This is a genomic window from Aquicella siphonis, from assembly GCF_902459485.1.
In the GTDB taxonomy this organism is placed as follows: Bacteria; Pseudomonadota; Gammaproteobacteria; order DSM-16500; family DSM-16500; genus Aquicella; species Aquicella siphonis.
This window is the reverse complement of the sequence record NZ_LR699119.1, coordinates 1,754,799-1,768,857: the sequence shown is the minus strand read 5'-3', so window position 1 is coordinate 1,768,857 and position 14,059 is coordinate 1,754,799. Positions and strand designations below refer to the sequence as shown.

At 47.4% G+C, this 14,059-nt stretch carries 13 protein-coding genes and 1 tRNA gene; 8 read left to right on the top strand and 6 right to left on the bottom strand.

All coding sequences use genetic code 11. The annotated features are described in order from the left end of the window. Positions 1-45: 45 nt before the first annotated feature. Positions 46-459 carry an HU family DNA-binding protein gene (locus tag AQULUS_RS08270; protein ID WP_148339602.1) on the bottom strand — a complete coding sequence of 138 codons (414 nt, stop codon included), beginning with the start codon at positions 457-459 and terminating at the stop codon, positions 46-48. Between the two features lie 456 nt (positions 460-915). On the opposite strand from AQULUS_RS08270, the gene rplM reads away from it, so the two are divergent. The 5 genes from rplM (at position 916) to AQULUS_RS08245 (ending at position 3,109) form a co-directional block, all read left to right on the top strand. Continuing rightward, complete coding sequence (gene rplM / locus AQULUS_RS08265) at positions 916-1,356, top strand: 50S ribosomal protein L13 (RefSeq protein ID WP_148339600.1); 441 nt, start codon at positions 916-918, stop codon at positions 1,354-1,356. Between the two features lie 6 nt (positions 1,357-1,362). Then, positions 1,363-1,794 carry a 30S ribosomal protein S9 gene (gene rpsI, locus AQULUS_RS08260; RefSeq protein WP_456298087.1) on the top strand — a complete coding sequence of 144 codons (432 nt, stop codon included), beginning with the start codon at positions 1,363-1,365 and terminating at the stop codon, positions 1,792-1,794. Between the two features lie 24 nt (positions 1,795-1,818). Continuing rightward, a tRNA-Gln gene (locus AQULUS_RS08255) sits at positions 1,819-1,892 on the top strand. Positions 1,893-1,983: 91 nt separating this feature from the next. Then, positions 1,984-2,634: a glutathione S-transferase N-terminal domain-containing protein gene (locus AQULUS_RS08250; protein ID WP_148339596.1), complete on the top strand. Its 651-nt coding sequence runs from the start codon at positions 1,984-1,986 to the stop codon at positions 2,632-2,634. Between the two features lie 13 nt (positions 2,635-2,647). Further along, positions 2,648-3,109, top strand: coding sequence for a ClpXP protease specificity-enhancing factor (locus tag AQULUS_RS08245; protein WP_148339594.1), 462 nt, complete (start codon positions 2,648-2,650; stop codon positions 3,107-3,109). Between the two features lie 78 nt (positions 3,110-3,187). Here AQULUS_RS08245 and AQULUS_RS08240 read toward each other — a convergent pair whose 3' ends face one another. Together AQULUS_RS08240 and AQULUS_RS08235 are read right to left on the bottom strand one after the other, a co-directional pair. Then, positions 3,188-4,567, bottom strand: a complete 1,380-nt coding sequence (locus AQULUS_RS08240) for a thioesterase domain-containing protein (protein ID WP_148339592.1) — start codon at positions 4,565-4,567, stop codon at positions 3,188-3,190. An 89-nt stretch (positions 4,568-4,656) separates the two neighbouring features. Continuing rightward, positions 4,657-8,166 carry a non-ribosomal peptide synthetase gene (locus tag AQULUS_RS08235; protein WP_148339590.1) on the bottom strand — a complete coding sequence of 1,170 codons (3,510 nt, stop codon included), beginning with the start codon at positions 8,164-8,166 and terminating at the stop codon, positions 4,657-4,659. A gap of 105 nt (positions 8,167-8,271) precedes the next feature. Here AQULUS_RS08235 and AQULUS_RS08230 point away from each other — a divergent pair, with 105 nt between their 5' ends. Next, positions 8,272-10,278, top strand: a complete 2,007-nt coding sequence (locus AQULUS_RS08230; RefSeq protein WP_172622787.1) for a PAS domain-containing hybrid sensor histidine kinase/response regulator — start codon at positions 8,272-8,274, stop codon at positions 10,276-10,278. Between the two features lie 122 nt (positions 10,279-10,400). Here the strand turns inward: AQULUS_RS08230 and AQULUS_RS08225 are convergent, their stop codons facing one another. The 3 genes from AQULUS_RS08225 to AQULUS_RS08215 are packed head-to-tail and all read right to left on the bottom strand — an operon-like array spanning position 10,401 to position 11,981. Further along, a complete protein-coding gene (locus AQULUS_RS08225; protein WP_148339586.1) occupies positions 10,401-10,982 on the bottom strand; it encodes a BON domain-containing protein in 582 nt (193 codons plus the stop codon). Then, a complete protein-coding gene (locus AQULUS_RS08220) occupies positions 10,979-11,584 on the bottom strand; it encodes a phosphoheptose isomerase (protein WP_148339584.1) in 606 nt (201 codons plus the stop codon). The genes AQULUS_RS08225 and AQULUS_RS08220 overlap by 4 nt, the downstream gene beginning before the upstream one ends. Positions 11,585-11,606: 22 nt before the next feature. Then, positions 11,607-11,981, bottom strand: a complete 375-nt coding sequence (locus tag AQULUS_RS08215; RefSeq protein WP_148339582.1) for a YraN family protein — start codon at positions 11,979-11,981, stop codon at positions 11,607-11,609. Positions 11,982-12,192: 211 nt separating this feature from the next. Here AQULUS_RS08215 and rsmI point away from each other — a divergent pair, with 211 nt between their 5' ends. Continuing rightward, positions 12,193-13,044 (top strand): 16S rRNA (cytidine(1402)-2'-O)-methyltransferase, encoded by an 852-nt coding sequence (gene rsmI / locus AQULUS_RS08210; protein ID WP_148339580.1) that lies wholly within the window; start codon positions 12,193-12,195, stop codon positions 13,042-13,044. Positions 13,045-13,124: 80 nt separating this feature from the next. Further along, positions 13,125-14,012, top strand: coding sequence for a glycosyltransferase family 2 protein (locus tag AQULUS_RS08205; RefSeq protein ID WP_148339577.1), 888 nt, complete (start codon positions 13,125-13,127; stop codon positions 14,010-14,012). Positions 14,013-14,059 lie beyond the last annotated feature (47 nt).

Genomic DNA, 14,059 nt, shown 5'->3' with positions numbered 1-14,059 from the left:
TATCGTTCAGATAAAGGGGATTTCAGGATAAAAAAGTGTTGCGGATTAGGCAACCATTTCTTTCAATTTCTTGAGCGCTTTAATCTTGACTGCTTTGTATGCAGGTCTGGCTTTAATCATGATCTCTTCGCCAGTGAAGGGATTAACACCTTTACGAGCTGGTCTTGCCGGCTTCTTAACCACACTGATTTTCATCAGACCTGGCATGACGAATACGCCTGGGCCACCAGATTTTACATGTTTTTCGATAACCTGGGTGAAACAGTCAAGCACAGACACGACATCCTTCTTGGCTAAGCAGGTGACGTCGGTAATGGTCTTGATCATGCCGCTTTTTGACAATGGATCCTTGATGGATGGCATCTTTGCAGGAGCCATTTTTTTAGCTGCGGATTTAGCGGCAGGTTTGCTGTTTCCAGACTTCCTTTTCATTTTTGACGTAGACTTTTTTACGGCCATGTTCATTCCTCACTAAGGTAAAAGACACTAAATAAAATACCATTTCTACAGAATTTTGCGAGAGTTTTTTAATAAAAATAGCGAAAAACAAGGCGAAAACGCCTTGTTTACAGCGGCAAGATGGCTTTGGTGCTGGTTTTTTCCCTGCGTAATCAAAGCGGGTCTGCGTGGGAACATGGGGGGGTGGTTAATCATGCGTGCGAACGAATACTCTCATTATTGCCGCGATGCTGCTTATCTTGAAACGGGTATCATAATGAAACGCAGACCGGCTGCAGATTGATCCCGCAATAAGTATGGATTTCTCCCCTCAAGCAAGAGGTGGCATGCCGCGGGAATTTGGAGTATCTTTCGAATTTCCGCATTGGGAATTCAGGCGGCGGCACTTGCTTGTTTTAGCGGGTTACTATACAATTCTGGCGCTTTTAAGGGTTCATTCTATTCATAGGATTAACGATGAAAACGTATTTTGCAACAAGTGAAAACACAGAACATAAATGGTATGTCGTTGATGCATCAGGAAAAGTCCTGGGCAGACTGGCAAGCCAGATCGCGAAGTGCCTGCGTGGCAAGCATAAGCCGGAATATACACCCCATGCTGATGCTGGCGACTATATTGTTGTTATCAACGCATCGCAGATTAAAGTGACAGGAAAAAAGGAACAGGATAAAGTGTATTATCGTCACTCTGGATACCCAGGCGGCTTGAAGGAAACAACATTCGAAAAGCTTCAGGCAAAAGACCCGGCCCAGATTATCGAAATCGCTGTGAAAGGCATGTTACCGAAAAACCCGTTAGGCAGAGCAATGTTGCGCAAATTAAAAGTCTATGCCGGTGCAGAACATCCACACGGGGCGCAACAACCAGTTGAGATTAATCTTGAGAAAGCAGAATAGGACGTGATCATGGCAGTAGCAGAAAAACATTACTACGGTACCGGGCGCCGCAAAACATCAACAGCCCGTGTGCGTTTGAAACCAGGCAAGGGTAATATTGTCATTAACGATAGAACGCTGGATGTTTACTTTGGCCGTGAAACAGCGCGTATGATTGTGCGGCAACCATTGGATGTGACAGATCTGCATCACAAGTTTGATATTCTGGTGACAGTCGAAGGCGGTGGTATTAATGGCCAGGCAGGCGCAATCCGTCATGGCATTGCACGCGCTTTGGTAGATTATGAGACCAGTTCCGCAGTTGCGGGGTCTGAAGACAATGAAATCAGAAAAGCTTTGCGCAGGGCTGGCTACATGACACGCGATGCGCGAGAAGTTGAGCGTAAAAAAGTGGGCAAACATAAAGCTCGTAAGGGTACACAATACTCCAAGCGATAATTCATTTTGTTATGTCATCTGCATTGGGGGATCGTCTAGCGGCAGGACTACGGACTCTGACTCCGTCAACCTAGGTTCGAATCCTAGTCCCCCAGCCACCTTTTATCTTTTCGCGCCGCTTCGTTTTATTAGAATTATGACTGTTTTCATTTAAATAACTATAAATCACTACGTGAGGAAGAGGTTAGCATGGCAATCATTACAAATAAGCGATCCGTCATGACTTTGTATTCTGGCGCAGTCGATATTCTGAGCCACCGCGTTCGCATCGTCCTCGCTGAAAAAGGTGTATCTTACGAAGTAGTCAACATCGATTCTCGCGGCAAGCCTGAAGATTTGCTTGAACTAAATCCTTATGGCAGCGTGCCGACCCTGGTAGACAGGGAGTTGGCGCTTTATGAACCTAATATCATCGCCGAATACCTGGATGAGCGTTTCCCGCATCCGCCGCTGATGCCGGTTTATCCTGTAGCAAGAGCAAAGGCACGACTAATTATCTATCGTTTCGATCGCGAGTGGGGACCCATCATTCGCAAGCTGGAGTCTGGCAAAACAAACGATCTGCGTGCCGCATCAAAAGAATTGTCAGGTTATATCACGCAATTGATACCGATCTTCAATGCGTCTCCGTATTTTATGGGCGATGAGTTTACCCTGGTAGACTGTTGCATTGCGCCCGTATTATGGCGGTTGCCTGCGTGGGGTATTACTTTCTCACCTGCAGAGGCAAAAGTCATTAACAAATATGCTGAACGGGTATTTCAACGTGATTCATTCCAGGCAAGCCTCACGGAATCTGAACAGGAATTAAGAAAATTAGCGAAAGCAGAATCTGCTTAAGGGAGTAACCACTATGCTGTCAAATAGACCGTATCTTCTACGTGCTTTTTATCAATGGATTGTTGATAGTAACTGCAACCCCATTCTTGTAGTCGACGCAAACAATTCTCGCGCCAAAATTCCCCAGGATTATGCAGAAGGCGGCGAGATTGTATTCAATATTTCACCTACAGCCATTCGTGACTTGAAAATCCTGAATGACTTGATTGAATTCAAGGCATCGTTTTCAGGTGTCATTCACATTATCTCTGCTCCCATTAAAGCAGTTCTGGCTATTTATGCTGAAGAGAATGGCGAGGGAATCTTTTTTGACGCTGAAGAAGATGGTGAGGGAGATAATGCGGTTGAAGAAATGGTATCCCTCAAGGGCATTGATGGCACCGGCGGCGTTGATATGGGCTTGATGGAGCACCAAGCGGGTTCCGGTGAGCCAGCGACTGTCAAGTCCAAGCCAATATTGAAGCTGGTTGAATAATTTCACTCAACCAGCGATCCATTCTCCATTCACTTTGATTTACTTGCCATGTCTGTTTGCCGGAATTCCCAACCTGGATTAAACCAGGTTAGGGATGGCATGTCTGCAGACCGTGCATTCTTGTTGCAGCTTGAAACCCATGCTTGAACCAAACAGCGTGTGTTGTATGCCGCCTTTTGCCAGCACCAGTTTTTGTTTGGCCGCTTCCAGGGTTGCTACAATCTGGCTGGCGCTTAAATCTACCGCGTTTTCTTCCTCATCACTGAAAGGTTCGATAGTGGTTGGGGTGTCGCTGCCTGAATCATGCACATTGCGCTCACATCTGGATTCAGCAGACAATTGTAAAGTTCCAATATCATCCGGCTGAGGTATGGGGGAGGTGGGCATAGGTTTGGGGGAATTAAATACTATGGTATGGTCATTAGTCGGCATGGGAAAGGACATCTTCAGCGCGTCTGACGGTATGCCGGATTTACAATAGGTTTCAACCAATAATTTTAGCTGCTGCTGGAATAAGGTCAGGGGTTTCAATTCCTGATTGATCAGGCTGCGTATGGACTGTACCAGAGCTTGCACCGTGTCTTGCTGAAGCAGAGTTCTGTGGTTTTGGGTGACCAGATTGTCATCTTCAACTTTTGCCAGGGTTTCAGTGTATTTGTCCCAGCCGCCATAGGTATCGCCATACTTTATTGCGGTTTCATTCGTGATTAGTGAAACCAGCTTGCTCATTTTTTTCTTGGGCGCGGTAGGCGCAGTCATCAGGTTGTTAATGCCTTGTTTGACAATCTGCATGTATTTCTTAAATGTGTCTCCATGGATATAACTGTTATCCAGCTGAGACAGAGTTGTTTGTTCCAGCCTTTCCAGACATGCCTGCGGAGATAACTGTTTTAATGAGGCAAATTCAGGAAGAAACAGTTCGTCCAGCTTGCTGGGGGGGATGGAACGCGAGGAAGACAATTCTATTGCTGTTTTGACAATATTGATTAAGTCAGTGGTCAGGCTGTCAGACGGATTGGAAAAATAGGCCTTGGAGCACTCTGGCGAGGGACCGTCTATCAAATACACATGTGTGACATTACCACTGCCAGTCAGAATATCTGCCGCCAGGGCAGCCGGGCCGCAGCCGTAAGAATAACCAGCAAGAATATAGGGCGCAGAGCCTGGAGGAAGACAATCTTGCACGCAGTCTGCTATTAACTGTGCCTGTTCTTGCATGCTAAGTTTTTTTCCGATCAATTCCGGCTTTTTGGGATCCGGAACCAATAACGGATCACAATAAACAAAAACGGGCCGGTTATCACCTTTTGCACGTAATTCTTCAATGAATTCCCTGTACTCGGTGCCATTGCCCAAAATGCCTGGAATTAAAAAGATAGGAATCTGGTCTGGTTTCAGTGGAAACGACCAATTATCGGCTGCGGATTCATCATCGAATCGGACTCTTACAAAAGGCATAAACTAACTCCCCAGCGAGACTAATAATTATTATGAAAATGTTATAATCTATCAAAACTTAATTAAATTATACATACTTGTGTAGCTTATTACTGCGATAATTTCAACTGTTCAGGTTTATAGGTTTCGCTTGCTGTATCGCCTACGTTTGAGGTACCAGGGCTATGCGGCGGCGAACCCGTTTTACCCGTGCGACGTTTAAAAAGCAGAGTTGTCTGACCAACAATCATGGCTCCGGGCTGGAGGAGAATCGGATCTGCTTTGGGCTTCAGCATTGATTCAATTTTTTCGGCCAACTTGGCGATGGTCATATGATAAGTCAGAAAATTGATATCCAGGTCTTGGGAATCCGGATTGTATTTTTTAGTCAGTACGACTTCCAGGGATGACATCGAAAATGAATCTCCGCCCAATTCTTTGAATGACTGGTGTATATTTATCTCTGAAATCGGTTTTTGCAGTATTTCTGACCAAATCTTGCGTAATTCAGCCTGCAAATCTGTTATGGGTTGCTCTTCCACAACAATTGACGATGTGGTTGCCGCGGCTAATGTCCGTATATCCACTTTACCGTTTTGTGTAACCGGAAATTCCTTGAGGACAGTCAGGGATTTCGGATAAGCTGCCGAGGGCAGCAAGGTAGTGGGAAGGAATTTCCTTACCTTGCGTATGACATGTTCCGCAGATTCTTCAGAGTTCGTGGGTACCAGGTAAGCGGTCAAACCGGTAAGCCCCTGGTTTGGCAGAACCACCACATCCTTAATGAATGGCAAGCTGCGAAGCACTGATTCTACCAGATCAAGTTCAACCCTGACTCCGTTGATTTTTAATTGCCTGTCCTGACGTCCCATGAATTTGACCACGACGGTGTCTATATGGCCATTTCCAGGCTGCAGCTGATAGCACCCGTAATCCCCTGTCGCGTACAATCTGACCGCGCCGGGACTGGATGTGTCCTGGCTGGGAGTAAAGACACGTTTTACAGAGTCATAAACCATGACTGGAAATTTTTCCTGGGTCAGGGCGGCATTGTCAAGGTAACCAATGGCAACGCCTGGCCCTGCGACATATATTTCGCCCGGCACACCCAGAGGACATAAGGAAAAATCATTGGGATTCAGAATGAAAATCTGCATGTTACGCACCGGACGTCCAATGATGGTATGATCTGTGCCGGGACGGTAAGTGTGTAATGACAGGCAGATGCCTGTTTCTGTGTGGCCTAGGCCGTTACGGACTTTTCTGTGGATATTTGCATTACACCAGGTGGTCAGAATGTCTTCATGAGGCGAAGCGCCCATGCTGGTGACATCAGTCAATGGCAGATCGGGATTGAGCAGGCTGAGTAGATTGGGTAAAAATACACCAAAATTGATCTGGTGTTTTCGTATGATACTTTCCAGTACCCTGGGGGAATAACGGCCGCTTTCAAATGTCAAATGCAGCTCGCCCCGGGAAATCATGGCGCAAAGCACGTCGTATAAAAAAGCGTCGAAAGTTGGCAAGGCTGTGCAAATGACCTTGCTCCCGTGCTGGATATCTTGTTCAAACAGGGCATTCATCAGATTGGCAAATCCCGCATGCGAAAGTACGACGCCCTTGGGTTCGGGTTTTTCACCGCTGGTTCCAGATGTATACATGATATAGGCAGGATCGCCGGGCGTGAGGGCCGGAGCAACACCGCCGTATTCGGTGGGAGAATGGTATTGATCGCTTTCCTGGCTGATCTGGTCGCGCGTCGGTCCGGATTCCAGATTAATAGGCAGACAAATGTTTTCGAATAACGGTGCGGTCTGATTATCGGCCAAAATGATTGATGTTTTTGTGTTTCCTATCTTGTGAAGTAACGCGGGACATGTTTCAGTTTCCAGGGTCACGATGGTGCCGCCAGCTTTTAAAACAGCCAGCATGGCGATCAGAAGGTTGGGTGACCGGGTCAGTGAAATGCCGACTGGCACCCCGGGCCCGACTCCACGGGATTTCAGAAAATTGGCAAGCTGGGTTGTCTGTTTGTCAACTTCCTGATAGGACAATTTGACGGCTTCTCCCTCTTTGGGATGAAAGACAATGAAGGTCTTGTCCGGACAGGCAAGAGCCTGTTGATGGAAAAAATCGGGAACCAGCAAATTCGTGACTGGGGGTGTGACAGTGGCATTAAGCTTGTCCAGCAGCTGCACTTCTTCTTCAAGGAGTAATGGGGCCGCGCTGATCTTGCCGTTTGGATTCTGGGTGAAATATTCAATGGCTTTCTGGAAATGTCCTATCAGCCGCTCAATAGTCTTATCATTGAATAAATCCGTATTATATTCGATGCAGCATTGATAGAGTGCGCCTTCGCCTGTGTCAATCATATCCAGGTTGATTGCAAAATAAGGAAATTTGCAACGACCTAAATCCAGTTCCACAGGCGGGGTTGCAAAAGTATGCCGCAATGTCAGAGTTGGTTTGGGCTGATTGAGTACCAGCATGACGTTAAATGGCATTGCTGTACGCAATGCGCTTTTGGATTCTGCGCTTACGGCGTGCTGGAAAACCATATCCAGCGGCAACTGGTTTTTTAATCCGCTGCTAATGCTTGATTTGACCTGGGCAAGCAATTCAATAAATGACGCCTCTTTAGTTGATGAAAGCCGCAGCGGCATGCTGTTAAAAAAACAGTTCACCAGCTTTTCCGCGGTTGGCGCATCCACGCACTGATGTCTGCGGTTGGATGAAGTAATTCCTATGCATATATCCGATTCTCCGCTGTAGCGGTAAAGAAGAGAATACAAGACGCCAAGCAGAATCTGGTTATGGGAAAAACCCTGGAATTCCGGCGGCAGACTCAGCCTTTTGACCGTATCCGTGTTCAGGGTGAAATGCATGCGTTTTCCCGTGAACCGGAAGGATTGCCTGGGAGAATAATCTGTTTGCAGATTAAGAGATGAGAGATCAGCGAGGCGTTGTTTCCAGTAGAGCAACCGGCTGCTTTGTTCGGACAAAGGCAAGGAAAAGTCAAGTTCCAGGAGAGAGGGGATGGGGTCCAGTGCGGGAGTGACATTGTCAAGATAAGCATTGTAACATGCCGACAAATCCCTGAATATGACGCCAATGGAACCTTCATCAATCATGACGTGATTGAACATCATGGCAAAGTGATATTTGTCAGGGCCGACTTTGATCAGCACGGAGCGCCACAAGGGCCCATGGGCCAGATCAAACTTGCCATCAATGAAATCTTCCGCGCGCAGGCTGGTGAGCGTATCCCGCAGATTTTCTACTCGGGGGGAGACGGTGGGCACGGAAATAACCTCAGAGGATGAATGGGCGATTTGAGTGCTATCCAGGTAGCGTAAGGGCCAGTCAGAATGTGATGTAAGATCACTGACAGGGGTGATATTGAACACCGGGCCGTCCGAATTCATTTGCACGGTGGCGCGCAGCATTTCATGCCGGGCGATCACAGCCGCCATGGCTTTTCTCAAAAGAGTGATGTCTATGGAGCCGGTAATCTCCACGGCCACACTGCGATGATTGCTGCCAGTATCGGGATAGTGTTTTTCCAGGAGGAGCAAGCTTTTTTGCGCCGCCTGCGGTTGGACGGTTTTTCGGTGAAGCATACTAAGAGCCCTCGTGTTTTTGCTTTGTAGGCGTCTGATGATAAGATAATCTCGAATATACTACATCAGGCTTGATAATTACATATGAAACAGGCCATTAATGCTATGAAATCATTATCAGATTCCAATATTTTAAACCTGGGGAAGTACTTTTATAAATTAGCTGAATGCAGCCAGGATGTATTTTGGATTCGGGATGTTGATTATAAAACGCACCTCTATATCAGTCCGGTTTATGAACAGGTATGGGGGTTAACCTGCCAAAGCTTATATGAGAATAGTGAGTCCTGGCTGACAACAGTACATCCCAAGGATAGGGAGAGAGTAGAGAATGGCCAGGATTTGATCAGGCTCAATCCGGTTGAAGGACGCAGTTATTCTCTGGCATACAGGATCATCCGGCCAGACGGTGAGCTGCGTCGAATCGAGGAAGTGAACTTTCCAATTTTTGATACCAATCAGCATTTGATCGGATTTGCGGGTGTCGCAAAAGATGTCACGGTTGAAAAGCTGCGTTTGGCTGAACTGGAGCAGGCCAGCAAATTCTTCCGGTTTTTTGCTGAAAAAATTCATGCCGTGTTTTGGGCCCGAGACGATTCATGCAACAAACAATTATATCTTAGCCCGGGCTATGAGAAGGTGTGGGGAAGAAGCCGGGAAAGTTTATATGCGAATCCTGATTCCTGGCTGGATACGCTGCATCCTGAAGACCGGGAAAAAGCGTCAAATGTCGCCCGTTTTGAAACACTTGAAGAGATGGGTCAGGATGTCCAATATGAATACCGTTACAGGATTTTCACACCGGAAGGTGAAATACGCTGGATAAAGGATACAAGCTTCCCTATTCAGAATGAAGATAACAAATTTATTGGCTTTGCGGGCATCGCGGAAGACATCACCAAGGAAGTATTGCATGAGAAAAAACTCCGTGAGGCCATGCAGCGTGCCGAAGTCGCGAACCAGGCGAAGTCTGACTTCTTGGCCATGATCAGCCATGAATTGCGCACTCCTTTGAATGCCATCCTGGGCATGGCGCAAATCCTGAAAACCCGGGGTCTGCCGCCCGATCTGGATGAGTATGTTGATATCATCAGTAATGCCGGTAACGGTTTGCTGTCTCTGGTCAGCGACATTCTGGATTTTGCCCGGCTGGAAGCGGGCAAGTTGTCTTTTTCAAATGATCCTTTCGATCTTCATCGTCTGATTTCTCAAATTGTGCATAGCCTGCAATATCAGGCGCGCGAAAAAAATATTGATTTGATGCTGGATTATCGGGCGGAAGACTGCAACGCTGTGATTGGTGACGCGAACCGGGTCAAGCAGGTGATGCTGAATCTGCTGGGAAACGCCCTGAAATTTACCGAACAGGGTTATATCAAGGTTCTGGTCAATTGCAGGAAAAAGACGAAGAACAAAGCGGTATTTGAAATAAGCGTGACTGATACAGGCGTAGGCATCAAGCGGGAAAAACTTGAAAGCATTTTTGAAAAGTTCAGCCAGATTGATTCGATTTATCATCGCAAGCATGGTGGAATCGGTCTGGGACTCGCCATCACCAAACAACTGGTGGAGACCATGGGCGGGGAAATCCAGGTGAATAGCGAATATGGAAAAGGATCGGAATTCCGCTTTACTCTGCATTTGAAGCTGCAGCCGGGCAGTGAAGAGAAAGTGCAGAAACCTGATCCTGCTATTAAACTGCAAGCGTCGGCCTTGCCGCAATATCCCATGCATGTCCTGCTGGTGGAAGATAATGTTATTAACCAGAAAATCGCCAAAGTGATGCTGGAAGATTTTGGATGCAGGGTTGATATCGTCGATAATGGCCAGAAAGTCATGGAGAGAATAGGCGATTTAATCCATTACGATATTATCTTCATGGATGTGGGACTGCCGGATATTAGCGGATTTGATATTGTAAGCAAGCTGCGCGCCATTCCTAAGCTGGTCCGGGTTCCCGTGGTTGCCATGACCGCGCATATACTCGAGCGCGACCGCCAACAGGCAATTGACGCCGGCATGAATCATATGATTCCCAAGCCTATCAGTTATGAAGATATTGCATCGGTATTGGAAGAATATTCGAGAAGAAATAACCCCGATCATGTTTAAAAAAGAATGCGGGGAGCAATCCATATGCCCCAGGCTGGCACCGTGTTGCAATGATGTTTAAATGAAAATACCGGCGGGAATAGTCACAGGGGAAAACAATTTCCCCTGTGACAAAGTCTTATTTACTTTTTGTACTGGAATATCTTCACCACTTTTTGCACGCCGGAAACCTGTCTTGCGATATCGACGGCAATGTCTGCCTGCTGGCGGGTGACGATTCCCATTAAATAAACGACGCCATTTTCAGTCAGCACCTTGATGCTGCTGGATTTCAAGTCTTCAGTCGCCAGCATCAGCCCCTTGATCTTGGTTGTGATCCAGGAGTCGCTGGTGCGGGTCAAGGAGGAAGTCGGCCCTTGTATGGTGATTTGATTATAAACACGGGTGACATCCGGCACGGATTTGGCAATGTCCTCGGCCTGTTGCTTCCAGGATGGATTGGGTGTTTCTCCCGAAAGCAGCACCACTTTGTTGAATACGGTGACTTCAATATGGCTCTCATTCCTTAGCGCAGGCACTTTTCTGATACGGTCAGCGATTTTATTGGAAATGTCCGTGTCCTGCAGTGTTTTTTCTATGGTGCGGTGATCGTACACGACCGCGATGGCGGCCGCGCCGGCGGCTGCCCCGGCGACAAAAATGCACCCTTGCAGGCTTAACGCGAGGCTCAGGATGACGAGAATCTGTTTATACAATTTATTCATGTTATTACTTCTCCGTGACCAAATAATCGAAAGTCAACAATATCGCAAATACAATGGATGATTAATATGTGAGTTTCCTGAATTCGGGCTGTATCATACGCGGGCACACGAATTTCAATATCTTTTTCTTGTAAATGGTCGACTATTTTACCACCATCATATCCGGTTAATGCAATAACCCCCATGTTTTTATCATGCGCGGCCTTGATGGCGTTCACAATATTCGCAGAATTGCCGCTGGTTGAAATGGCGAGCAGCAAGTCGCCCGGCTGCCCTATGGCTCTGATCTGTTTGGCGAATACATCGCTGAAGTGGTAATCATTTGCAATGGCTGTCAGCGTGGGAATATCCGAGCTAAGCGCGATGGCAGGCAGTCCGGGACGTTCCTGCTTGAAGCGGTTCAGCATTTCCGAGCTGAAATGCAGGGCATCGCAGGCGGAACCGCCGTTGCCACAGCTGAGAATCTTGTGGCCTTCCAGCAGGGCTTGCACGATTTCTTCGCTGGCTTCCGCCACAATGTTAATGATGGCGTCAGCCGAATTGATTTTTGTCTGTATGCTATCGGTAAAGTTGCCACGAATCCGCTCTATTATGCTGTTCATAATTTGTATACTCTATTGCTGTTCAAATCCCTGAAAAAAAAGCGTTCTTGATCCATTCCAGCTGCCATTCGCCGTCAACTTTCTGCATGGCGATAATGTCAAAGCGGCTGTTCACTTTATACAGCCAGTCTCGCTTTTGCAAAAAATGCATGGCGGTCCTGGCGAGTTTCGTCTGTTTATTTTTATTCACGGTTTCGGCTGCGCGGCCGTAATCAAGACGACGGCGGCTTCGAACCTCGACAAAAACGATATCATCCCGGTCGCGCATGATTAAGTCAATCTCACCATGATAACAGCGGTAATTCTGTTCTATCAGCGCCAGGCCGTTTCCCTGCAGAAACCGTTTGGCTTCCAGTTCCTTTAATTGACCCAGTTTTTTGCGTGAAATGTCTTGCATGATCATCCTTGAAGTCAGCCTCCTCGTTTTATCCGGCATTTTTGAACCGCTGCGGCATGGCCGCAGGTGTTTTTCTTGATACGTCTGCAAAAATACTCCATTCTTGACCGGGATTCTCGAATGAATAGCAGTTAAGATAAGAAGAGCGGGCTTTCGTCCAGGCGATGGTTCCTTTGGTTCAATAACTTGTTTCCGGGTAAAGTGATACGTTATGCAAGATAAATGTACAGGCACATTATATATTGTTGCGACGCCGATTGGTAATTTGCAGGACATGACGCCGCGAGCAGTGGAAGTTCTGAAAACCGTGGACAGGATAGCGGCGGAAGACACCCGTCATTCTGCCCCATTACTCAAGCATTTTTCAATCGTCAAACCGTCTATTTCCATGCACGAATTCAACGAGCGCGAACGGCTCAGTATTATACTGGATTACCTGTATGAGGGAGAGTCGGTCGCGCTGGTCAGCGACGCAGGTACGCCGTTAATCAGTGATCCTGGATACCATCTGGTGAGAGAAGCCAGATCCCGTGGAATAAAAGTCGTGCCGCTGCCGGGGCCGTGCGCAGCCATTGCCGCATTAAGCGTGGCCGGCCTGCCAACGGATAAATTTTCATTTGAAGGTTTTCTGCCGGCAAAACCCGAGTCGCGGCGCAATCGTCTGGCTTTGTTGCTGCATGAATCTCGCACCATGATTTTTTATGAAGCTCCGCATCGCTTGCTTCCTGTTCTTAAAGCCATGGCAGAAGTGTTTGGAGGTGAAAGAAGAGCGGTCACTGCGCGTGAGCTTACAAAAATTCATGAATCCGTACTGGCGGAAACGCTGGCGAAACTGGTCGCGCATTTTGAAACGCATGAGAATGAGTTGCGCGGTGAGTTTGTCATTGTGCTGCAGGGCGCGGACGAATCGCAGAGTGAAACCCGGGAAGTCATACCCGAAAATGTTCTCGATATTCTTCTGGAGGAATTGCCGCTTAAGCAGGCGGTGGCGCTTGCAAGCAAAATTACGGGTGAGCGTAAAAATGTCTTGTACGAAATGGCCCTGGCAAAGAAGGGCGGTTAAGCTTACGGGTTGTGCCGGCTTGCGGTGACGGGTGTTCGCCCAGTATACTTGGCAAGCCTAAATTATGATGAACCCATTCTATGATTGACGTCTCTGTCCTGGTAGTGAATTACAACACATCCGCCCTGGTGAAAAAGTGTATTGAATCCCTGAAAAATCAACGGGAAGTTCGTTTTGAAATCATCGTGGTTGACAACAACAGCCAGGACGACAGTGCCGCCGTCCTGAAACAGTTTGGCGACGACATCACACTGGTCCTGAATACCGACAACAAGGGATTTGGAACGGCCAATAATCAGGCATTCAGGCTGAGCCGCGGACGCTATCTTTTCATGCTGAATCCGGATGCGGTTTGCACCGATGAAATGAACCTGTTTCATGCTGCCCGGTTCATGGACGCTCACCCGCAGTGCGGTCTCGCCGGAACGCGCATTGTGAATGATGAAGGTCAGATAGAACACACCGTTTTTTATCATTACCCTCGTGAGAAACAAACCCGTGCCGATTTTTCCAGTCTGCCTGGAAAAATCGCGACAGTATTGGGCGCAAGCATGCTTGCGCGCCGTGAAGTCTTCGAGAAAATAAACGGTTTTGACGAGAGCTTCTTTTTGTACGGCGAGGAAACTGATTTGTGCCTGCGGATCCGCAAGGCGGGTCATGAAATCGGCTATTGTGAAAATGTGACGGTGAGGCATGTGGGTAGCGCGAGTGAGAAAGGGAACCCTCGTGAGGAAGTCATTCGGAAAAAGAAAGCGGGAAAATTGCTTTTTTATCAGAAGCATTATCCGCTCCAGGATGTTGCCTCCCTGGTGAAACAGGATCTCAGACATGCACGCTTCCATTTATTCAGATTGTCACTTTTGAAATTGTGTTTTGGGCTTACGCCCAGGCAGGATGGCAAATACCGGCAGCACAAAGTTGCCCGCGATCTTGCGCTGCATTTTTTAAAGTCGGTTTACCCTGTCTGAAGCGCGCTCCGCTTTTATCACTGAAATGATCCTGTGAATTTCCATGA